Origin of the sequence: Compostibacillus humi (assembly GCF_014637175.1) — a bacterium.
In the GTDB taxonomy this organism is placed as follows: Bacteria; Bacillota; Bacilli; order Bacillales; family Amphibacillaceae; genus Oceanobacillus; species Oceanobacillus humi.
In genome coordinates, this window is the sequence record NZ_BMEV01000040.1 from 1 (window position 1) to 23,299 (window position 23,299).

Annotated in this window: 22 protein-coding genes; 3 read left to right on the forward strand and 19 right to left on the reverse strand. The window is 37.2% G+C overall.

The genetic code is table 11. The features are described from left to right. Positions 1-136: 136 nt before the first annotated feature. The 12 genes from IEV18_RS10865 to IEV18_RS10920 all read right to left on the reverse strand — a co-directional run bounded on the left by IEV18_RS10865 (position 137) and on the right by IEV18_RS10920 (position 12,916). Positions 137-1,036: an ATP-grasp fold amidoligase family protein gene (locus IEV18_RS10865; RefSeq protein ID WP_188392405.1), complete on the reverse strand. Its 900-nt coding sequence runs from the start codon at positions 1,034-1,036 to the stop codon at positions 137-139. A gap of 169 nt (positions 1,037-1,205) precedes the next feature. Continuing rightward, a complete protein-coding gene (locus tag IEV18_RS10870) occupies positions 1,206-2,591 on the reverse strand; it encodes an O-antigen polymerase (RefSeq protein WP_188392406.1) in 1,386 nt (461 codons plus the stop codon). Between the two features lie 86 nt (positions 2,592-2,677). Next, positions 2,678-3,829 (reverse strand): glycosyltransferase family 4 protein, encoded by a 1,152-nt coding sequence (locus IEV18_RS10875; protein ID WP_188392407.1) that lies wholly within the window; start codon positions 3,827-3,829, stop codon positions 2,678-2,680. 14 nt (positions 3,830-3,843) lie between these two features. Beyond that, positions 3,844-4,944 carry a glycosyltransferase family 4 protein gene (locus IEV18_RS10880; protein ID WP_188392408.1) on the reverse strand — a complete coding sequence of 367 codons (1,101 nt, stop codon included), beginning with the start codon at positions 4,942-4,944 and terminating at the stop codon, positions 3,844-3,846. Between the two features lies 1 nt (position 4,945). Then, the gene (locus IEV18_RS10885) at positions 4,946-5,809 is read right to left on the reverse strand and encodes an NAD-dependent epimerase/dehydratase family protein (RefSeq protein WP_188392409.1); all 864 of its coding nucleotides are present in this window, start codon (positions 5,807-5,809) and stop codon (positions 4,946-4,948) included. Next, positions 5,806-6,441, reverse strand: coding sequence for a sugar transferase (locus IEV18_RS10890; RefSeq protein ID WP_188392432.1), 636 nt, complete (start codon positions 6,439-6,441; stop codon positions 5,806-5,808). The genes IEV18_RS10885 and IEV18_RS10890 overlap by 4 nt, the downstream gene beginning before the upstream one ends. Positions 6,442-6,585: 144 nt before the next feature. After that, a complete protein-coding gene (galU, locus tag IEV18_RS10895; RefSeq protein WP_188392410.1) occupies positions 6,586-7,467 on the reverse strand; it encodes a UTP--glucose-1-phosphate uridylyltransferase GalU in 882 nt (293 codons plus the stop codon). A 42-nt stretch (positions 7,468-7,509) separates the two neighbouring features. Continuing rightward, positions 7,510-9,330: a polysaccharide biosynthesis protein gene (locus IEV18_RS10900; protein ID WP_188392411.1), complete on the reverse strand. Its 1,821-nt coding sequence runs from the start codon at positions 9,328-9,330 to the stop codon at positions 7,510-7,512. A 503-nt stretch (positions 9,331-9,833) separates the two neighbouring features. After that, positions 9,834-10,526: a response regulator gene (locus tag IEV18_RS10905; protein WP_188392412.1), complete on the reverse strand. Its 693-nt coding sequence runs from the start codon at positions 10,524-10,526 to the stop codon at positions 9,834-9,836. A 33-nt stretch (positions 10,527-10,559) separates the two neighbouring features. Next, entirely contained in the window at positions 10,560-11,327 is a 768-nt protein-coding gene (locus IEV18_RS10910) for a tyrosine-protein phosphatase (RefSeq protein WP_188392413.1), read from the reverse strand. A gap of 157 nt (positions 11,328-11,484) precedes the next feature. After that, positions 11,485-12,186, reverse strand: a complete 702-nt coding sequence (locus IEV18_RS10915; RefSeq protein WP_188392414.1) for a CpsD/CapB family tyrosine-protein kinase — start codon at positions 12,184-12,186, stop codon at positions 11,485-11,487. Continuing rightward, positions 12,161-12,916, reverse strand: coding sequence for a YveK family protein (locus tag IEV18_RS10920; protein ID WP_188392415.1), 756 nt, complete (start codon positions 12,914-12,916; stop codon positions 12,161-12,163). The genes IEV18_RS10915 and IEV18_RS10920 overlap by 26 nt, the downstream gene beginning before the upstream one ends. Positions 12,917-13,210: 294 nt before the next feature. Between IEV18_RS10920 and IEV18_RS10925 the strand changes: the two genes are divergently transcribed. Further along, positions 13,211-14,278: an LCP family protein gene (locus IEV18_RS10925; protein ID WP_188392416.1), complete on the forward strand. Its 1,068-nt coding sequence runs from the start codon at positions 13,211-13,213 to the stop codon at positions 14,276-14,278. A 32-nt stretch (positions 14,279-14,310) separates the two neighbouring features. Here the strand turns inward: IEV18_RS10925 and IEV18_RS10930 are convergent, their stop codons facing one another. The 7 genes from IEV18_RS10930 to IEV18_RS10960 are packed head-to-tail and all read right to left on the reverse strand — an operon-like array spanning position 14,311 to position 21,541. Continuing rightward, positions 14,311-15,036 (reverse strand): WecB/TagA/CpsF family glycosyltransferase, encoded by a 726-nt coding sequence (locus tag IEV18_RS10930; protein WP_188392417.1) that lies wholly within the window; start codon positions 15,034-15,036, stop codon positions 14,311-14,313. 34 nt (positions 15,037-15,070) lie between these two features. Continuing rightward, a complete protein-coding gene (gene tagH / locus IEV18_RS10935) occupies positions 15,071-15,856 on the reverse strand; it encodes a teichoic acids export ABC transporter ATP-binding subunit TagH (protein WP_188392418.1) in 786 nt (261 codons plus the stop codon). Between the two features lie 14 nt (positions 15,857-15,870). Then, the gene (locus IEV18_RS10940; protein ID WP_188392419.1) at positions 15,871-16,692 is read right to left on the reverse strand and encodes an ABC transporter permease; all 822 of its coding nucleotides are present in this window, start codon (positions 16,690-16,692) and stop codon (positions 15,871-15,873) included. A gap of 39 nt (positions 16,693-16,731) precedes the next feature. Further along, on the reverse strand, positions 16,732-18,630 hold the full coding sequence (locus IEV18_RS10945; RefSeq protein ID WP_188392420.1) for a CDP-glycerol glycerophosphotransferase family protein: 1,899 nt from the start codon (positions 18,628-18,630) through the stop codon (positions 16,732-16,734). Between the two features lie 2 nt (positions 18,631-18,632). Next, entirely contained in the window at positions 18,633-19,802 is a 1,170-nt protein-coding gene (locus tag IEV18_RS10950) for a CDP-glycerol glycerophosphotransferase family protein (RefSeq protein WP_188392421.1), read from the reverse strand. 4 nt (positions 19,803-19,806) lie between these two features. Next, complete coding sequence (locus IEV18_RS10955) at positions 19,807-20,832, reverse strand: ribitol-5-phosphate dehydrogenase (RefSeq protein WP_188392422.1); 1,026 nt, start codon at positions 20,830-20,832, stop codon at positions 19,807-19,809. Further along, positions 20,825-21,541: an IspD/TarI family cytidylyltransferase gene (locus IEV18_RS10960; protein ID WP_188392423.1), complete on the reverse strand. Its 717-nt coding sequence runs from the start codon at positions 21,539-21,541 to the stop codon at positions 20,825-20,827. Before IEV18_RS10960 ends, IEV18_RS10955 begins: the two co-directional genes overlap by 8 nt. 159 nt (positions 21,542-21,700) lie before the next feature. On the opposite strand from IEV18_RS10960, the gene tagD reads away from it, so the two are divergent. Both tagD and IEV18_RS10970 read left to right on the forward strand, forming a co-directional pair. Then, positions 21,701-22,099 (forward strand): glycerol-3-phosphate cytidylyltransferase, encoded by a 399-nt coding sequence (gene tagD / locus IEV18_RS10965; protein WP_188392424.1) that lies wholly within the window; start codon positions 21,701-21,703, stop codon positions 22,097-22,099. Continuing rightward, entirely contained in the window at positions 22,092-23,267 is a 1,176-nt protein-coding gene (locus IEV18_RS10970; protein ID WP_188392425.1) for a CDP-glycerol glycerophosphotransferase family protein, read from the forward strand. Before tagD ends, IEV18_RS10970 begins: the two co-directional genes overlap by 8 nt. The last annotated feature ends 32 nt before the right edge of the window (positions 23,268-23,299 follow it).

A 23,299-nucleotide genomic window follows, 5' to 3' on the forward strand; every position in this document is an offset into this window, starting at 1 on the left:
TATAATTTTCAAAAAATGGATAAAGCCACCTTTAGTTGGACTTTGACTTTTTGGCTTAATTTATGAGAAAATTATTTACGGAATATTCCAACTATATTTATGCAATGCTAGTGTTATTATTTATTCACAGAACAATTTATTTTGGTAACTCCAATAAATCACCCATTTTTTTATCCCACTCAATCGGATTAAATGCCCCAAAACCACTCATTGGAAAAAAAGTAAGTTCTCCAAAATATATTTTTTGATTAACATAGTATAAATCAACTCGAACAAATGGAAAATCCTCTGATAACTTTTTAGCCAATTTCAACATTTTCTCATATTTTTCTGGTTTGGGGATTTCCTGTGGGTAGTGAGGTGCCCTTTGCAAACCGTTAAATCCCATATGGTTCCAATTTGTATCAAAGAAATCAATAGTTTTTTTCGAATTTCTACCTTTAATGACTTGGCAATAAGTAGGCTTTCCATTAAAACAATATAATTTATAATCTGTAAGCTCTTTTGTGTCTATTTCCTCCAAATATTTTTCACAAATAATTCTCGGCTGAATATCTTTATAAACCCATTCCCTTGTGTACCAGTAAATATTTCGTTTCAACCACTTTCTCATCATTTTAAAATTTTTGTTCCAATCTTCTTTATTTTTATCTTTACAAATTAAAATAGAACCACTGCCGTGAGTAGCTTTTAAAACAAAGGCCTTAGGTAGTTGATCAATATTTATTTCATCTACAGAATTATAAACACCGTATAATTCATTTAAATATTGGTCACCAATTTTCTCCTTAACATAATTTCGAACTTCATATTTATCTGCGCATTTTACCGCATTTGGGCTATACCAATTTAATTTTAACCATTGAAGTTTTTCATTAAATGTCGAAGGATTTTGTAAGTTTGGTTTTCGATTGTTTTTACTTATAAATCTTCTATTAATAACTTGTTTACTTGATAATGATTTATAATAAAAGTACCTTATATCTTTATAAATACTTCCAATCATCGATGACTTAATTAAATTTTTGATTCTCAAAGATCTTCACCCTTTTAATCCAACACTATATAGTTGAAATACATTTCTTAATTCGGATTATGAATTATGTGTTCTTAATTATTGTTGTATTTTTAGCTATCTCATTTAGTTATTTTACAGAAACATTTATTAAAAAACTAAAATACCCAACTAATTTACTTGAATATGCCTAATAGCTGTAATTTATTTTTCGCTTAACATCTAATTTCTTTTTACTATTGAATGAACTTATTAGCATATCTAATATTTTTATAACCGTAAAAACTGCAATGTACCATAATAAATCAATTTGTTCAGAGGTAGATATAAAATCAAAAGCAGAGCCTATTATAAATGCATACAATATAATTCCTGTTCTATAGTTCTTATTGGTTAGAATAAATTTGTTATACAGTTTGTAAATTATATATCCAACTAAAAAGGCTATAATAATAACACCGATAAATCCAAAATTAAAAAAAGCTATTCCATATGGACCTGGCGGTAACCCCCAATAATTACTTCCCATTAATGCCTGTCCAACAACTCCACTTTCATCTATTATTGGTTTATCTTTCCAAATCGTCCTAGGAATCGGGGCAAATATAATATTTACTAAAGTAGATCCATATTGATAGTCAATTTCTCCTTTGATTAAAGAACCAACCAAACTAGGTAGAATCTCTCCTCCTTGTGTACTACTAGCTATGTCACCCAACATATCAAATATTCCGGTTACATTAACTTTAAATTCTTTATATAATCTATAGTTACCTAATGCAATAGCTAACAAGACTGCTATTATAGCAATTGGTAATAATTTTATTACTTTTAATTTCCTTACTTGGTAATGATAACAAATAAGAAAGGGAAAAACTGAACCAAAGAATGCTGCTCCTCTACCACCATATGTAGCGAGCATTATGCATGACATACATATCAGTATAAATGAAGTTTTTTTGAAACCACTAAAAAGAAGCATAATAGCACCAATTGAAAATAAGGTTGTAAGTTTTCGAAAATAAGCTAACCCAGCATATGCATCTCTTCTATTTAATAAAGCATCAATAATACCTGAAAAACCTCCTTGTAGAGATACGAGATATAAAAAACTGATAACACCTACAAGCATTAATATGACAGAAATTATTTTCAGATTTGTAATCTGTAAAATCGAATTGTTCAATGGCTTAGTTTTTGTTTTTCTTGAAACCATATAGCCAAAATACATAAATATAAACCATAATACCATTACTAAAATCGCCCAAAAGAAAGCCGTATCATGATAACTAGGTGGTAGAGAGCCGTATCTAAAGGAACTTTTATTAGCATTAATTTCTATCATATTGAAGATAAATAGAAATTGAGAATTTATTAAGAATATATTAAATGGGTGCATAAGATCTTTTGAAATTAAAATGGGTATTACAATTAATGGTATGAATAATATAAACAATAAAGTGATATAATTTATTTGAAAATTATAGGTATACATAATAAATATTATTGAAAATATAGATACAAGAAAAAAATAGAATAATCTAGAATACATGCTTTTTTTCTCTATATGATTCATCTCTCAAAAACTCCCTTTAAAAAGTCAAATAAAATGGAGTGACAACTTTCTCGTAATTTAATATTCCCATTATTACTTTTAACAAACTATAAATCTAAAAAGAACTTATTAATATCCTCAGAAAACTTTTTATGATTAAATTTGGTTATGCAATACTTTTGACCATTCTTACTCATTTTTATCCTATAATCCTCGTTCTCTTTTAATAGCTCAATAGCTTTTATTAACTCGTATTGATTTCCCTTTTTAATTAAATAGCCAATTTCATTATTTGGTATTACTTCACTTATCCCTCCGACATCAGTAGCTATAACAGGAATCTTATGCGCCATTGCTTCTATTACTACTCTAGGTAGCCCTTCTGAATTTGAAGGCAAGACAAATATATCCATAGCACTGTATCCTTCACTCACATTTTTTCTATATGGTTTTATAGTAAATGGAACATCTGCGATTATTAACTTATTTAGTTGTTGCTCCCAATATTCTTCATAACCCAGACTTACATCACCTATTAGTAGTAGGTGTAAATCATCATAGATTTTTGAAACATTTATATAACTATCTATTAACAAATCTATTCCTTTTCTTTCATTTATTGAGCCTAAATAACCAATTACAAACTTTTCCGAAGATATTCCAAGCCTCAATTTCGATTCCTTTTTATCATATATTTTGAATTGTTTAAAATCAAAACCTGTATAAATATTGGTAATTTTATTGTTGTATTTTTTTATTTTATTTTTTGGAATGCGTCTTAATACACCTTGTGCAATTATAATAATATTATCCGAAAGACTTAGTCCCAAATTCGTTAAAAATGATGAATTAATATCTGTCCTGATATACCATACATTCTTTTTATTCAATAATTTTGTTGCTAATATAGAATATAAAAATGCTCTTAAATCATTTACATATATAATATCAATCTGGTTTTTCCTAATATAATTTAATAATTTGATATTAAATATTATAATTTGTATGATTACTATTAATTTATCAAACAAAGTGTAATCTAGAATTTTCCCTCCGAATACATTTGCTTTTTCTCCTAACTTTATTACATCAACATCTATGTTATTTTCTTCAAACCCCTTTTTAAAATTGCCATCAGAAGTTGTAACAATTTTATATTCAAATTCTCTTTCGTCAAGACTTTGTACTAACTTTAACAAACTTTTTTGTGCACCATAAAAAGAATTATAACGCGATTCTATAAACAATATTCGTTTCATATATTTACAAATCCTTACCTAGTTATTTTATTTATCTGATCTAAATATTCCTTAACAACTATTTTACGATCAAATTCCTTTTCAACCTTTGCTCTGCCAGCCAATCCCATTTCTTCTTTTTCTTTTTTAGGCAGTTTTATAAACCTCTCGATTTTATTTATTAAATCTTTACTATTTTTAGGTTCTACAATAAAGCCATTAATACCATCAACTACAATTTCCCTACAACCACTCCTATTAGTAGTAATAACAGGTCTTCCAGATGCAGCACTTTCCAATAATACATTTGACATTCCTTCAGGATAATAAGTAGGATGAATGGTACAATGTGTATTCTTAAGAAACTTCCTAATATCCCTTTGCATTCCATGATAAATTACAACATTCTCTTCCTCTAATCTCTTTAATTTATCTTCATAATCTTCTTCGCAAAATCCTAATATGTGAAATCGGGTAAAAGGATATTTCTTCCTTATATACTTGGCTGCATCAATATATTGTTCAATCCCTTTTTCTTTCATGATTCTAGAAATAAAAATAAATTCTATTGTCTCGGGAGATGGATATTCTAAAACTGTAAAATAATCTAAATTGACTCCAGAACCCGGAAGTAGCTTATCTTTTCCAATTGCAATTTTATGTTTTAAAAAGAATTTCTGATTTTCACTGTTTTGGAAGAAAACAGTAGAAATTTTTCTAAATGCTAATTTATATAAAACTATTGAGAGTTTTTGTAATAATCCTTTATTCTCAACCGCAGTTCCTAAACCAGTAATATTTGCAATGTAAGGTATATTTAACTTTTGGGCAGCTATACCACCATAAATATTTGGTTTAATGGTAAAAGTTAGTACTATATCTGGCTTTATTTCTTTCATAATCCTTTTATAATAACGGATAAGTTGAAATTCTTTAAATATATTTTTTCCATGACGCTCAACCGAAGTCTCTATAAAATGGCACCCCATATTAACCAAATCGTCTATTCTTTCACCATAAGGAGAAGATATAAATACCTCATATCCATCTTTCAATAATCTTTCGACTATTTCACGGCGAAAATTATAGATAACAACGTCATGATTTACTAGAAATAATACTTTTTTTGGACTCAAACTAATCCCTGCTTTCAGTTGATTCGATGGATGCTTTTAAATCTAAGATTCTATAGTCTACCTTATAATCGCTAAGGCTTTTTTCATAAATCAAATCCCCAAATACCTTATTAACAAGTACGATTCTATTTCTCAACATACTTAAAAACGGGTTAAAAAACTTAGTAGTTTTAATCCTTTTCCCATGAACTTCTGCAATCATTTTTACCATTTCAGATGTTGTTACATATTCAAGATTCTGAGGGAAGAATAGCCCTCTTTCTTCATTTTCAATCAATAAACGTATAAATTCGGAGAGATTATCAATATGAAGCATACTTCTTTTATTTTCAAAGTCTGGAAAAACTGGGATTCTTCTTGCAAACTCAGCTAATCGAGGATAATTTCCTTTAGAGTTCTTTCCATATATCATCGGTGGGCGGATGATGGCAATTTTAAATTTGTCATTTTCTAAAGGTTTTATTCCCTCTTCTGCTTCCAACTTACTTTTGCCATAAAAATTACTGGGCTTTGGTATAGTATCCTTATTTATATAAGCTGTATTATTCATACTGTCTCCATAAACTATGATACTGCTCATAAATATGAATTGACTGACACCTTCATCCTTTGCTTTTTTTGCTACATCAATTGTTAAGTCACGATTAACTTTATAATACTTTTCTTTCATTTTTGGATTCGTAGATACATGGGCGATTCCTGCCACATGCAATATTGAGTCGTATTTAGAAAAATCTATTTTTTTCCAATTGGCATCTCTTAAACTAATCTTATCAACTTCATATTTCCCTGGATAATTCTCAAGCCATTTTCCGAAGGAATTTCCAACGTAACTATTCTTGCCAGTGATTAAAATTCTTTTCATTTCGATACGGTCTCCTTATCACTAGCTATTTCTTTCTTAGCTATCGTTCCTGTACCACCCTCGACAACTCCATCGCTTTTTATAACACTGACAATCGTACCAATAAAACATTTCACATCCATCCACAAACCAATTTTTTCAACATACTCACCATCAAATCTTGCCTTTATTTCAATTGGCAGTTCATCTCTTCCATTGATTTGTGCCCAACCTGTTAAACCAGGCGGAACGTCATTCGCTCCGTATTTATCTCTTTCTTCAATTAAATCGTATTGATTCCATAAAGCTGGTCTCGGACCGATTATACTCATCTGCCCTGCCAATATATTAAAAATTTGCGGCAATTCATCCAAACTTGTTTTTCTTAGGAACTTGCCTACCCTTGTAATATACTGCTCGGGATCTTCCAGTAGATGGGTAGGTATATCTTTCGGGGTATCGATTCGCATTGTTCTAAACTTAAGAATATAAAAGTGTTTTTTATGCATCCCGACCCGTTTTTGTTTAAATAACACCGGACCTTTAGAATCCAGTTTGATTGCAAATACAAGAATGATAAAAATGGGTGATAATACAACTAAGCCAATGAATGATAGAATAAAATCTAGTACTCTTTTTATTTTTAAATACATTTCCACCATTTCACCCCTACCGTACTTAGTATATTTAGTACTTTATTCAATGATACTTATCAAACAAAGTACTAAATATCTAAATATAGACTATTTAAAGGTTTCCAGGTGTGTGCATTCTAAGAATGTACACACCTAAAATTCTTATAGTTTAATCTGAATTTCTTGCAATTTGTCTACAAGGTATTCATACAGTTCATCCCTAATTTCCTCATTCTCCAGCGCAAATTCAATAGTCGTCTTAATAAATCCTAACTTTTCACCGACATCATATCTCTTGCCTTCAAAATCATAGGCATACACCTTTTGTACTTCATTTAATTTTTGAATAGCATCCGTTAGTTGAATTTCGCCGCCTGCACCAATTTCTTGTTTTTCCAAGAAATTAAATATTTCTGGTGTAAGAATATACCGGCCCATGATTGCCAAATTGGAAGGAGCAGTTCCCGGTTCTGGTTTTTCCACAAAGTTGTGAACTAAGAAACGTCTGCCTTCTCTCGCGCTTGGATCTATAATTCCATAACGTTGGGTCTCTTCATCAGGAACCTTTTGTACACCTACAATGGAGCAGCCCGTTTCTTCATATTGCTGAATAAGCTGTTTTAATCCCGGTGTTTCCGCACGGACAATATCATCGCCAAGGAGTACTGCAAAAGGTTCATTGCCGATAAACTTGCGGGCTGTCCATACCGCATGTCCTAAACCTTTTGGTTCTTTCTGCCGGATATAGTAAATATCGACATTCGTCGATTTCTTCACTTTTTCCAAGAGATCAAACTTTTGCTTTTTCGCTAGGTTTTCTTCCAGCTCAAAATTGTGGTCAAAGTGATCCTCTATCGCCCGCTTCCCTTTCCCAGTCACAATGATGATATCTTCAATCCCAGATTCGATGGCTTCTTCAACAATGTATTCAATCGTTGGTCTATCAACAATTGGAAGCATCTCCTTAGGCATTGCTTTTGTCGCAGGGAGGAATCTTGTTCCAAGCCCAGCAGCCGGAATAATTGCTTTTTTAATAAGTTTCAAAATCAAATCCCTCCGTTCGAACATAGTTTTAGTTCCAAGCTACTAAACTACCGCTGACTTCTTCTTTGCATACACAATATCCAATAACTCTTCTTTCACTTTTTTCGTTTCTAATTGCTGGAATTTCTGGATAAAATTATCGATTTTTTCCGTATCAAAATCAGTAGTCCGTCCCACATAAATCTTTTCATACACCGCATCCGGATGTATCTCTTCCTCATTTAACAATTCCTCAAACATTTTCTCGCCAGGACGGATGCCGGTGAAGACAATCGGAATTTCTTCTTCCGTATAGCCCGACAGCTTAATTAAGTTCCGGGCGAGATCGACAATTTTTACCGGTTCGCCCATATCCAAGACGAAGATTTCTCCGCCCTTTGCAAGAGTTCCTGCCTGAATGACCAGCCGGGATGCTTCTGGAATCGTCATGAAATAACGGGTCATGTCTGGATGAGTTACCGTCACCGGACCGCCTTTGGCAATTTGTTTCTTAAACAGCGGAATGACACTTCCCCGGCTTCCGAGTACATTTCCAAATCGGACGGCAACAAATTTCGTTTTGCTCTGTTTCGATAAGTCTTGAATGATCATTTCTGCTATCCGTTTCGTTGCCCCCATCACGTTCGTCGGGTTTACCGCCTTATCGGTGGAGACAAGAACAAAGGCATCAACACCAAAAGCATTCGCTGCATCCGCAACATTTTTTGTACCGATAATATTGTTCTTCACTGCTTCATGGGGATTAAATTCCATCATCGGCACATGTTTATGTGCTGCAGCGTGATATATGATTTCCGGCCGATGTTCTTCAATGATTTCAAATATCCTTGTCCGATCCTGAATATCACCGATTACCGGAATAATTTCTATATCTGTATCATGATATTTTTCTTTCAGTTCCATATGAATTTGATATATGCTGTTTTCTCCGTGACCGAGGAGAAGGATTTTTCCCGGAATGAATTTCATCAGCTGACGGCAAATTTCTGAACCAATAGAACCGCCAGCTCCGGTTACCATGACTGTTTTTCCTGCTACGTATTCACTGATAGCATCTATATCGAGTTTTACCGGCTCTCGTCCTAAAAGGTCTTCTACTTCCACATTTTTCAGCTGGGAAACGGATACTTTTCCCGTCATAATGTCTTCAATTTTTGGTATCATTTGCACCTTCGCATCGGTCTTTTGACAGTAGTCCATAATTTTCCGCAACTCACCATTTTTCAACGAAGGTATCGCAATAACTATAAGTTCCACCTTGTATTTTTCAGCAATCCTTGAAATGTCCTTCACGGCACCCGCTACAGGAAGTCCGTAAATTTCCATTTTTTGTTTCGCCTTATCGTCATCGACAAAAGCGACAGGGCAAATATCGACATGATGTTGTTCGTTTATTAATTGTCTTGCCACCATCGATCCTGCCGCTCCCGCCCCAACGATTAATGTGCGGCGCTGTTCAAGCTTTGTTCGATTGCAGCGCTCCCGATAGATGCGCCAAATAAAGCGAGAGCCCCCGATAAACAATATATGTAACATCCACGTTACCAGCAGGGCTCTCCGATAAATCGCAAAATCATTGATAAAGAATTGCACAACCCCTGCTGCGAAAATTGATAATGTAACGGCTTTTAAAATAGCTATCAATTCCCCTACACTCGCGTATGCCCACACTTTATGATAGAGCTTATAAATGAATGCGAAAAAATGATGGAAAACGAGCAATGTCACAGCGCTTATAACTATTACTTCCAGGCGCGCATCTTGCACCGTTGGATATACTAGCCATGCAGCAAGAAATATAGCCGTGCTTACAGTCAACGAATCTAATAATATTAATAATATTAATCGTTTTCGATAGGTCATCCAAACATCACTGTTCCTTTCCTATCCTGGCTGTCGTACATGTTCAATAATTAACAATATTCCGATATTAGATTGCGCACGTATCTCTTTAATAATCCCGGGTGCATAGTTTGTACCATCGGATGGCGAAACATGATGCAAAAATAGAGCGCTTACTATCAATAAATCTAACTGAACGAAATATCGTTAATCGTTTACGACAGATTATCCAAACTTCAATGACTCCTCCCTATCCTGGTTGTCGATATGTTAAATAATTAACAATATTCCGATATTAGATTGCGCACGTATCTCTTAAATAATTCTGGGTGCGTAGTTTTGCACCTCCGGATAGATAAACCATGCTGCAAAAAGATATCAACGGATCTAGTTTATCGGTTAATCGTTTATATGTTCGCCATAAATTACGATTTTCCGATATTAAACGACACTCGCATTCTTTATAATACTATAGTCCCAGTCATAAAGTGTAGTGACTTTCCTTGACAAAAAAGTCAGAGTTTTTATGACTCAATCATTACTTCCTCCTCAATTAACGAACGAAGGAATGAGATTGCTTTAGGGCGTTTCCGTATGCCCAATTTACTATAGATTTCGCTGATATAGTTTTTAACCGTTCCTTCTTCCAGCGATAGTATTTGCGATATTTCTGCATTGCTTCTGCCTTCCATTACCAGATAGGCAATATCCAGTTCTCTATTCGTTAAATTGTATCCGCTATCATTTAGGCGTTTGCCCAAATACTCCTTCTTGTCGAGACTGATTTCCTTCATACAGCTGACAATTGCTTTTGCCGCTGCACCGGAGATTACGTGTCCGCCGTGATACACTTCTTTAATGGCATTAATAAATTGCTCATTGGACATATCGGTCAGCAAAAAAGTTTCTGCCCCTGCCTGAATCCCGCGGAAAATCAGCCGTTCATCCGGCTTGGCTCCAAGCATAATAATCTTTGTCTGCGGTGAATATTGTTTAATCATCTTAATTTCTTTTATTCCATCTATCCCCGGGCTATGAATGTCTACAATGACAATATCTGGTTTGTGGTGACGAACCAGCTCTTTCGCTTCCTCCTCGGTCCTTGCAAAACCGGCCAGTTCAATCTCTCCTGCTTCTTGGAAAATAACGGTTAATAAGTCCTGAATTAGCTGCTGATTTTCTACTACTGCTACACGGATTGAATCACTGTCTCCCATCTGCAATTTCCCCCTTATTCATTGAGAATTTTTTTAAAATAGACCAAGGAATTTTTTCTTTCTGACAGCCTCTGGCTCCATAGCGTTGATATACAATCCTTCGAGAAGCAATTCGGCATTCTCCATCAGCATCACTCTTGTACTGACACCAAACTGCCTATCTACCACTTCGTAAGCTTCCTGCAAACAAAAACCCCTGTTTGTTGTGTTGTGGGCATCTGAGGCGATAAAATGGGTGAGATTTGCATCGATGAGCTGATGGGAAAAGGTTTGAATTTTCTTCCCGAATTTCCCTGCCACGCTCGCTGCAGTCACTTGGGTAAAAATCCCCTTCTTTACCATATTGTAGAGCATAAGCGGATTTTCCATGATTTCTCGGTTCCGCTCCGGGTGCACGATGACCGGACGGTAGCCTTCCAGCTGGAGATCAAATAACATTTGGCTGGCAAAACGGGGAAAATGGTCCGGCGGCAATTCAATAAACAAATAATTGGATTTCTCCGCCACCCCCATTACTTTTCCTTGGCGCAATTCCTTAATTAATTCTCCATGAATTCGGACTTCCTGCCCAGACAAAATTTGTAAGGGTACCCCTCTTTCTTGTAATACTTCATTCAGTTCTTTTACCTTAGCCAAAACAGCCTCTTTGTCATTTAAGTATCTGCCGTTCTGATGGTGCGGAGTTGCCACAATGGTGTGAATCCCCTGCTCTAAGGCTGCTTTAGCCATGGCAATACTTTCTTCCATTACTTTTGGTCCATCATCTGCGCCTGGCAAAATATGACAATGTAGGTCTATCATCCTATTACCACCTTTAATAATATGGGTAAATATACTTATTTGTTATCATAACAAAATTAATAAGAATAAGAAAGAGATTATATTAAACTTCCTTTAGTCAAAATTCGATATTTTCCGAACACAAATAAACCTCCAGTTAGTTGCTGGAGGTTTTCTATCATCTGCCATAGTAATAGTAGTAGTTATCCGATTGTTTATTATCCTGACTGTTTAAGATCGCACCGAGCAGTTTTGCTCTGCTGGAATCAAGCAGTTCTACTGCCTTTTGCGCTACTTCTATTTCTGTCTGTTTGCTGCGCACGACTAAGACGACCCCGTCGACCAGTGCTGATAGAATAAGCGCATCCGTTACCGCCAGCACTGGAGGCGAGTCGATTAAAATGACATCATACATGTTCTTTAATTCTTCCATAAGGCTTTCCATTTTTTTCGATGCCAACAGTTCTGCCGGATTCGGCGGAATCGGCCCGCTTGTTATGACGTGCAAGTTTTCCACACGGGTCTCCTGAATGGCATCCTCAATCGTTGCCTGCTCAACTAACAGGTTGCTCAATCCTCTTATATTATCCGCGCGGAAAGAATAATGTACCGTCGGTTTCCGCATGTCGGCGTCAATTAACAACACCTTTTTCCCCTGTTGGGCATACACAACCGCCACATTCGCCACCGATGTCGATTTTCCTTCCTCCCGCCCGGCGGAAGTAAATAATATCGCTTGCAGTTCCGAATCGACCGCAGAAAATTGCAAGTTGGTGCGGATTGTCCGATACTGTTCGGAAATCGGGGACCGCGGGCTTGTTTCGGTAATCAGATTACGGCCTTTCTTTAATTGTTTAGAGTGCTTTTTGCGACGCGCCACTTAGCTTCCCCCTCTTCTTTCTCGTGTGAGACGAAACAGCTTGTGCCATATCTTTTTCGCTGATAAAAGAAACTACCCCTAACACCGGCAGCTGAAGATGTTTTTCAATATCTTCTTCCGATTTAAAGGTGTTATCCAAGTATTCCAATAAGAAGGCAAGTCCTACTCCGACCATCATGCCAAGCACGACAGCAATGGCAATATTGAGAAGCGGATTCGGGGATATTGGACTCGGGTTATCCGGGAGCATCGCCTCTGTTAAAATATTCACGTTATCAACATTCATGAGACTAGGAACTTCCCGTTCAAACACTTGGACGGTGGCATTGGCAAGGTTTGTTGCCATCACCGGGTCCGGATCAGTCGCCGTTACAGTCACTACCTGGGAATTTTCCGCACTGTTTACTTGGATTTTATCCGCCAGCTGGGAGCTAGTCATATTTAAATTTAATTCTTCTATAACGATATCTAGGATTCTCGGACTTTTAATAATGACACTATAAGTATTAATTAGCTCCACGTTCGTACGCACATCTGCCTGGGTGACTTGTCCCGTCTCCATGTTTCTTTGGTTTACTAGAATTTGTGAGTTGTTTTCGTACTGAGGTGTCAGAAAAAAATAACTGATGATTGCTGCTGCTGTTGCGGCTAATAAGGTCATAGAAATAATCATGAGCAATCTTTTCTTTATAACCTCAAATATTTCTTTGAGGCTGATTGTTTCCTCCATGTCTTTCCCCCCGCCTTATTGCGTAAACTGAATTATTCGACAATACATGCTATATTATAGCATAATTCAACAATATAAATATAGGTGTATTTTCCCTTGTATTTAATGAGATAGGTAATGATAAGGGCCTTATTACCCATGAAAACTGCTAATTAGTAGTTTTTCATAGTGCTATTGGATTCAGCCATTTCCCGACTTTTGTCGAATAGAAGCTGAAACTTTTAACTCAGTATTTACGTTTTCTTAAAATAAAGGTAAAATGTTTCATGACACGTTTTTAAGAGGTGAAATATAATGGACGGCCAAATCAGTCGTAAAGAAATAAAAAAACAGAATAAGAGGAATAAAAGGAAAAGAATCTTTATCATAGTTGCTTCTGTTCTATTTGTTCTCATTGGCGGCGTTTCCGCCTATGGATATCACATATATAGTACAGCCCAAAAGGCAGTAGAAGATTCCTACGTGGAAATCGACCGGGAAGAAGGTGTTTCCGACTTAAGGGAAGAAGCCGTCGACCCGCTGGAAGATAATATATCTGTACTCATCATCGGGGTGGACGACAGTGAACATCGCGATTATGACGGCAATAGCCGCTCTGATGCGCTGATTCTGGCAACCTTTAGTAAAGAGGATCATAGTGTGAAACTCCTCTCCATTCCGCGGGATACGTATGTATACGTTCCGGAAATCGGGCAATATACGAAAATCAACCACGCCCATTTTCATGGCGGCCCGAAGGCAACGATTGAAACAGTGGAGGAATTTTTAAATATTCCAGTTGATTATTTCGTCCGCATCAATTTTGACGCCTTTATCGAAGTTGTCGATGCGCTGGGCGGAATTATGTATAACGTCCCTTATGAAATGTATGAGCTAGATTCTGACGATAATCAAAATGCCATCCACCTTACTCCCGGATATCAAAATTTAAACGGGGAGGAGGCGCTCGCAGTTGCCCGGACGAGGAAATATGATAATGATTTCGAACGAGGAAAAAGACAGCAGGAAATCATTAAAGCGATTGTGAAGCGGGCAGCTTCTGTCGGTTCGATTACAAAACTGGACGATGTTATTCGAGCCGTTGGCGATAATATGGCTACGAACTTAACCTTTGACCACATGAAGAGTTTCCTCACCTACGGATTGGATACGAATCTGAACATTGAATCCGTTGCCTTAGAAGGAACAGGCGGCAAACTGGAAGACGGATTGTGGTATTATCAGGTGGACCCATATAGCCGGGCGAGTGTCGAAAAGGAATTACGGGAACATTTAGATCTCCCTATTCCTTCCACCCTCCGCACACAGCTTGCAGCTCCGGAAGTTGAAGATAATGATTACGAATATCCATATACGAATTAAAAAAAAGTAAAGGCTCCGATTCTCCGGTGCCTTTACTTTTTTAATACAATCCGTATGATAAACTCAAATGCTTTTAAGATTCTTTTCCAGCGGAAGGGTTGCTTTAACAAGCGGTAAAACCATTCCAAATTGAGGCGGATCCAAAACTCAGGAGCCCGCTTCACCACGCCGGATAATACGTCAAAGCTTCCGCCGACTCCCATAAACAGTCCCTTTTCAAATCGGTGCATATTTTCCTTTATCCACTTTTCCTGCCTCGGGAAGCCTAGGGCAACAAAGACAAGATCTGGATTAGTTTTCGCAACTTGTTCCGCGATCCTAGTATCGCCTGCATCAAAATAGCCATGATGCCTGCCAGCAATTTTAACGTTCGGAAATTTTTTCACCGCTTCTTCAACCGCTTTTTTATTCACTTCTTCCTTTGCCCCTAGAAAATAGCAGCTTAATCCCTTTTTCTCGGCGAACTCAAGCAAGTCCAGCATTATGTCAAATCCGGCTACTCTTTCTTTGATCGGTTGTTTGATATATTTCGATGCCAAAACAATTCCCGCTCCGTCGGGCACGACGAAATCTGCGGATTGTACAATTTTTTTATATTCTTCATCTTCTCTCGTTCTCATTACAATTTCTGGATTCGCAGTAACAACAAAGGTTTTCTCGTTATCCATCAGTCTGGGATACAGATGATTTTCGAGAAATTCCTTTCTCGTCAAATTGATAAATGGGATATCCATTATGGCTATTCTTTCATTCTTCATATTCAAACAACCTCTCTGTAGAAAGTGCCGATTACTAGGTAAGTTCCTTTGTCGCCTGCTTCCGGTACTGCTCTTTTTCTTTCTTCGTCATTGCTTTATATTTTTTAATAAATTCTTCATATTTTGGAAGAATTACTTCTTTATCACCAAAATCTTTCACTCTGCCAAATTCCAGCCAGAGAATTTTATCGGTAAATTTCTTCATTTCCCTTATGGAATGACTGACAAAAAGAATTGTTTTGCCTCGTTCCTTGAACTCCAGCATTTTTTTAAAACTTTTGGCTGAAAAGGCTTTGTCACCGACCGATAAGGCTTCGTCGATAATGACGATATCCGGGTCCACATTCACCGATATGGCAAAGCCTAACCGAGATTTCATCCCGCTCGAATAGGATTTCACCGGCTGGTCGATAAACTTGCCAAGCTCGGAAAAATCGATAATATCCGGTTCCAATGCTTTGATTTCTTTTTTGCTGAATCCGAGCATAAGCAGTTTCAGCTCAATATTTTCCCGGCCGGACAAGTCCTCCTTTAAGCCGGCATTTACGGCAATTAAGGATGCTTGTCCGTTCACGATAACATTCCCCGACGTTTGAGGCACAATCCCGGCAATGATATTGGATAAAGTCGATTTGCCGGAACCATTAATGCCGACAAAGCCGACAATATCCCCCTTTTCCACTTCCAGGTTGACGTCCTTTAAGGCATAAAAATCTTCCCCAAAATTCAATGGGGTAATAAAGTCCAACAACCGGTCTTTTGTGCCGTTATATAATTTATATTTTTTCGAAACACCTTCAACAATAATTGCTTTTTCCATCGTTTCACAAGCCTTTACAAGTAATCTATCAGATGTCTTCTAAATTTCACGTGCAGCGCCGCCCCAATGAGGAACAGAACAATAACCAATCCCCAGAAGTACAGAGAATATTCCCAGTTCGTAATAAAATACCAATCGGTCGTAAAGAATGCTGCCCGATATCCTTCAATCAAATAGTACACCGGATTTAGCATCATCAGCTTCATAATCGTCGGGAAATCAGCGATGATGGTAATCGGCCATAATACGCCAGACACATAAAGCATCATCCGCAAAATGGAATTGAGCAAAATATGCAAGTCACGGACCATCGTCGACAGCGTCGATGTAATTAAGGAAATAGAAACTGTTAAACAATACAGTCCAAACATAAAGTAGATAAGCTGCAATGTATAAATCGACGGCATATGTCCATTCCACATCAAAATAACAAAAGCGATAAACATCATGACTAAATGGACATAAGCTTGCGAAAAGATAACATAGCTAGGAATGACGCTCATCGGAAAGTTCATCTTGGATAAAACTTTCAATCTCGTATAGATCGACTTCGAACCTTGAATCATTGCCTGATAGAAAAAGGTCCAGAGGAAAAAGGCGGCCAGCAGCCAGCTGAAGAACGGAATTTCCTCTCCGGCTACTTCCACCGGCGCCCTTCCCCTCAATGCCCCAAACACAAACCAATAAATGAGGATTTGGATGGACGGGTTCAAAATCTCCCATAGTATTCCGAGCAAATTATTTTTGTTATTGCTTTTTAATTCAAACACCGACAGCCGGCGAATTAAATAGAAATAGTTTATTTGTTCTTTAAGAACAATCCATGCTGATTTCATAAAAGTTCCCTTTCTGAGGACTTAATTTCCTTCAAGAACCTACTCTTCTTCAATCGTTCGGTTGAATAAATCAATTCTAGATTCTGGAGGAGTTAAGTCCTTATCTGTATCTTTATTTTCCTGTACCCCTTCCAGGCTAGGGATAATCAATTGGTCAACAACATTACTTGTAGCCTTGCCCAATGTATCATCAAAGAAATATTTAACAAACGGCTCAATCTTTTCAAGCTCAAATTTCCCTTGCTTAATAGCAGAAATAATTTCGGATGTATCCTTTACTAGCGGTCCAGGGATAAAGTCAAAGTAATCGTAGTAAAAATCCCGATCCTCAATATATTTCTCTACATCAAACGCAAAGAATAACATCGGTTTATTTAATAAAGCAAATTCAAAACAAACCGACGAGTAATCGGTAATTAATAAATCGGTGACGAGCAGCAAATCGTTAATTTCCCGATAATCGCTAAAGTCATAGTAAAAATCGGCAAATTCATACGGAATTGTTAATTTATTTTTCACGAACGGATGGATTTTAAATAAAAATACATACTCCTCGTGAAGCTCCCGATATAATTCTTTTAAATTCAATATTTCAAACGGGTAATACGCTGAAGCTTGTCCGTTTCCTCTAAATGTTGGCGCAAATAAAATTACCTTCTTTTCTTTCAGAAACGGATATTTTTCATGGAGCGTTTTCTTTACATGGGCCTTATATTGCTCATCAAAGAAAATATCGGATCTCGGCACTCCCGTCGCATATACATTATCGATGGAAATGCCAAATCCTTCAGCATAATGTTTCCGGACGCCCTCACTGCTTACTGCTGCTTTCGTATAATTTTTATGGTTTTTAGATCTTGGAGAAGGACCTCCCGGCCGCCCCATCCGGCTAAATCCAAAGGTCTTAAACGCACCTGCTGCATGCCATACTTGAATTAAGTCTGCATTCTTGCGGATCCGCAACGGGTAAATTAATGGATAAAAATCATCCAGCAAAATAATTTTTGCCGTAGCGAAATGGTAGGCTGTTTTCAGCAGGTCGGGCAGCGTTTTTTTGTTATTGATTCGTTCTTTCAATATAAACGTAATATCAACGTTAAGGTTTCGTTTGTATAATTCCTCGTATACAAAATATAAATTGCCGCTTAAGTGGGACCGGCTGTCTGAGGCAAAGACAATCTTTTTGCTGTTAATCGGCAGCAGGCAGAACAATATATAAAATAATTTAAAAACCCTGCGTTTTATCGCTCTAATTATCCGATTTTCCTTGACGTCAATACTGTCAGGCATATCCCTCGGATCATAAGACTGGAGCAAATGATTTTTCAGCCGTAACGTTTTGCTCGACTTGTCAAAGGTGAGCATTAAATTATACTTTAACACTTTTGAAGCAGAAAAATACTCCAGTTTCGTCGTTAAAATGCCGCCCTTCATAAAGCGTTTGATATTTGACAGCGGGAATATTTTTTCATATTTTACATCGTCCCGGTCTGCCGGCAGCTGTTCCAGTTTCAGGTAGACATCGTATTCACCGTTTAATAACGGCTTACCGTTGATTAATGTAGTTAAATCGATATTTGCTTTATATCCCGCTAAAGAGTCGCTGTAACGCTCGTCCAATTCAACTTGCAATTCGGATATTTTGCAGTTATCCAGCGGAATCGAAATTGTTCTCATTTCAATAATTTCTTCATCGGTTAATTCTTTGAGCTCTTCCTTGTGCTCTTCTTCTTCCCGAATTTTAGCCACATCTAATAACGGGACAATCAGTAACGTTTTCCGAATCCGTTCCTCCGAGTGGGTGATTACGCCATCTACGGTTGCATAGCCTTCAATTTCTAAAAAAGGGCCGTTTAACATTAATTTCGTGACGTCATTCATAATTTTTATATTTCTTTTTACTTGAACGTTCTCATTATCAATTGAAGAAATAAGCATCGTTAATCCGCCTCTTTCCTGCCATCAAGAAAATGGCTCACTATCTTTTGGGAGACATTTTCAATATGATCGAAGTTATAGTGAATCATCCTCGAAGTATCATAAAACTCCTCTTTTTTTCGCACGTTTATCCATTGCACAACTTCCGCTTCATCTTTTAAAATCGCGCCATCGGAAATACGCTCGATTGGCTGATAAAAACCGCGATTGTTCTCATATTCTTCTTTATCGAGAATCATATGGGCTAACGGTCTTTTTAATAGAGCAAATTCAAAGACAGCCGAGGAATAATCGGTTACAAACGCATCCGCAACTAGCATCCATTCATTGATTGAATACTTCCCGGCTACGAAAATATTTTTGCAATTGCTTAATTTCTCTACTTCCCTTTTACTCATATACGGATGGGGTTTGAAAATAATCCTCTTTCCTTCATCCATTTTATCCGCAATTCGGATAATACATTCCGTTAGATGAAGGGATGATTCCCCTTGTGCACCGTGCGCCCGGTACGTTGGAGCAAAGAGGATGTTTACTTTCTTTTCCGTTTTCAGTTCCGGATAATCGGCGAAAATATTTTTCCGTATGTCATCCTGCATTTGCCGATCAGAAAACAAATCTGTCCTCGGGATTCCCAATGGGAATATGCGGTTTTCTGACATGCGAAAGGCTTCTGCATAATATTTTACTACACTTTTTGCCGATACAAAGACATGAGTATAATTGGAATGAACCGGCACTAATTTCAAATAGGTTGGATCCGGGCCAAACTTAGTGCCGACCGTACTGTAGCCAAATTTTTTAAATGCACCAGCTGCATGCCACAGTTGGATGACTTTAAGATTTGGGCTTGGATTCAACAAGTAAATCGGCAAATAATAATCATCTAAAATAAGGTATTTTGCGTTAGCAATAATTGGAATTTCCTTAAATAAGCGAAGATTCATCTTGTTTTCTGCACGAACAAGATGAATCTTACTCTTCGGTATATGATTTGTCAATTCCTTGCAGATAAATTGCAAATTCCCTTCAAGCACCTTCGATCTGGATAAAACGATAACTGCTTTTTCGTTATCCTGTCTTTTCCATTTATTCAATAGAACGTACATGGAGCTGAAACAAAACTTGTAGAGAACAATATACGCATACTTGATGAATTTTGGCAGTTTCATAGAGTCAAATCATCCATCTCATCACTGTTTTACCCCAAGAACTTGATAAATCCTTTTCGAACGCTTCGGTAATATCGCCGATTTTTCGAACATCTATCGTTTCCCCGATAATGGTGCTCAAGTAACTGATAATCTCCGGATATTCTTGATAAATTTGAATTGTTCGCCGGAAATCTTGAGCCCCGCTTCGGCTGCTTCCTAATAATGTAAGACCCTTTTCTAAAACCATGCGCGTGTTTACTTCAATCGGATATTCGCTAACCCCTAACAGGCAAATCGTCCCTTCAGGCTGAATGACATCGATAATCTGTTCTACCGCATACTGGCTTCCTTTTCCGCCTGCACACTCAATGGCATGGTCAATTGTTAATCCTTCCGGGATATCATCTATTTTCACCACTTCATCGACGAAGGAGAAATGATTTAATTTATAATCCGTTTTCCCAAAGATAATGACTTTGCTTTCCGGATACAGTTTTTTCAATAACAGACTTGCGATAAAGCCGAGGTTTCCGTCTCCCCACACACCAAATGTATCCCTTCTGGAGTGGGCCTTCTTTTCAAATCGGTCCAAGCAGTGAACGGCAATGGTAACAAGCTCTGTAATGGCAGCGACATCCATGTTTATGTCTGACGGCAATTTGACGATACGATCGTGTCTTAAGAACACATAGTCTTGCATAAATCCGTCGTATCCGCTAGACCGGAACTTGCTGGAGCGCAAATAGTTTTCTGCGATGACGTCGTCTTTCTCCGTCGGGTCATTCGGAACCATTACCACTTTCGTTCCGACATCGAGTTTTCTGCTCGGGTCAAAGACAACTTCTCCTACCCCTTCATGAATTAAAGCCATCGGAAGTTTCTTTCGCAGCACGTCTTTTTCCCGGGAACCGGTATAGTAGCGCTGGTCGGCAGCACATATGGATAAGTGGGTAGGGCGAATGACAACTTTGTCCGAAATAATCGATTGATCACGGTACGTCACTTCAAACTGTCTGGGTGAAACGAGGCGATATACCTGATTAATCATTATCTAAGCTCTCCTGAATAATGGCGTTTGCCACTTTCAAATCATACGGTGTCGTGACTTTAATATTAAAGATTTCGCCGTCAACCAGCTTGACCGTTTCACCCTTTAAGGAAAATATTTTACATGCATCGGTTAAAATTTCCTTTTCCGCTTCTGTCAGCTGATTATATAACTCTTTAAATTTATTTATCTTAAAGGTTTGCGGCGTTTGACCCTGATACATAAAATCCCTTCTCGGAATCTGGGATATAAATTCATGATCCTCCGATTCTACAATCGTATCAATGGCAGGAATCACCGTATCGACCGCAGGGTACAGCTTGCCTTGTTCAATATTATCTTGAATAATCCGATGGGTTAAAAACGGCCGGACCGCATCATGGGTCACTAGCACATCTTCTTCATGCAATCCATGCTGTTCTTCGATATGCTGCACGATGTTCATAATCGTCTCATTGCGTTCCTTCCCGCCTTCAATCACGATAATATTCGGAAGGTCAATATTGTATTTGCGCAATGTATCATTTGTATAATTGAGCCAGTCACTTGGTGTGGCAATTATTATTTCTTTAAATTCGTGATGGAGAATGAACTTTTCTATTGTATGAACAATAATCGGTTTGTCGTTTAGCGGCAAAAATTGTTTCGGCAACGGCACATTTCCCATGCGCGTTCCTTTTCCTCCCGCTAAAATTCCAGCGTAAATCACAAAAAAACACCTCTCATACTGTAATTGGTGAGGAATAACTAAAGGTATTATATCACCACTGCTTCGTGTTGTTAAAGGAATATTAAGTAATTGTTAATCAAATGTAAACAATATGGTATAATATATTAACGAAGGCTCTCGGGTTGGAGGGGGAAAATGATGAAAAAGGTGATTACGTACGGTACCTTTGATTTACTCCATACTGGTCACATCAACTTGCTGCGACGCGCTAAAGAAATTGGCGATTTTCTGATTGTAGCTGTTTCGACCGATGAATTTAATGACCTTAAAGGCAAAAAGGCATATTATACATTTGAACAACGCAAGGCCATTTTAGAAGCGATTCGCTACGTCGACTTAGTTATTCCTGAATATTCTTGGGAACAGAAAGTTGAAGATGTGAAGAAATATGATGTGGATGTTTTAGTCATGGGTGACGATTGGAAAGGCAAGTTTGACTTTTTGAAAGAATATTGTGACGTGTGTTATTTGCCCAGAACAGTAGGAATTTCAACAACGAAAACAAAAATGGACTTAAATAAGGTGAATCATGCTTAGAGAATTTGTAATCAGCATCTATTTAGTTGTTTTTAAACTAATTTTTAATATCTTTCATATATATCCCCAAAAAGAGAAGACCGTTTGTGTTGCCTCCTTTGGGGATAATATTTTTTATGCCGTAAAAGCGATCCGCCAATTTTCGGATCAGGAGATTATTATATTAAAAGATTCCAATTGCCATTACCCATTTGATCCATCAATCGGCACTATATTAAACTTTTCCGTGAAACATCCCATTTCCTTTATTAAATCTATTTATCACATCGCAACGGGAAAAACGATTTTAATAGATAATTATTTTGGATTTCTTGCTGCATGCAATTTTAAACAATCTACGCGGTGCATTCAGCTATGGCATGCAGCCGGAGCGTTGAAACAATTCGGTCTGATGTACCCGTCTATAACGAAGAGAACCGAAAAGGCCAAACAACGATTTCGGCAAGTGTATCAGCGGTTTGACTATACTGTAGTAGGCTCGGAACATATGGCAGATATATTTAAAAGAAGCTTTGCTTTAACAGATAACCAAATTTGGAGAACCGGGATTCCAAGAACGGATTTTTTTTATGATGAATTGGCAAAAAAGGAGAGCATCAGGGATCTCCATGAAAAGTTCCCTGTGCTAAAGGAGAAAAAAGTTATCCTTTACGCACCGACTTTCCGAAATGGACAACTATCCCATTTCCAATCCGAATTAAACATCAAAAAATTAAGAGATTCATTAAAAGATGAATATATTTTGCTTGTAAAATATCATCCAGCTGTACAAGCCCGAACTGAAGCAGAGGCATTTCCAGATTTTGTCTATGATGTTTCTTCTGAGGATATTAATAGCCTATTGCTTATTACCGATATTCTTGTAACCGATTATTCTTCCATCCCGTTTGAGTTTGCCCTATTGGAAAGGCCGATGATTTTTTATGCTTATGATTTAGAAGAATATATGAAAACTACTGGAATAATAGAAAATTACATGGACCTTGTACCAGGACCAATCGTATACAATACGGAGGAGATTATCGAAGTTATTCAAGGTCAATATTTTGATATGAAAAAAGTAAAAGAATTTGCCGAGGAATGGAATAGATTTTCCAAAGGAAATTCGAGCGAGCAATTAGCGCTAAAAATTCTCGATTCTGTTCCTGCAAAAGAAAAAGCATTATAAATTTTTCCTGCAACTAGAAAGGGGTTCAGCAA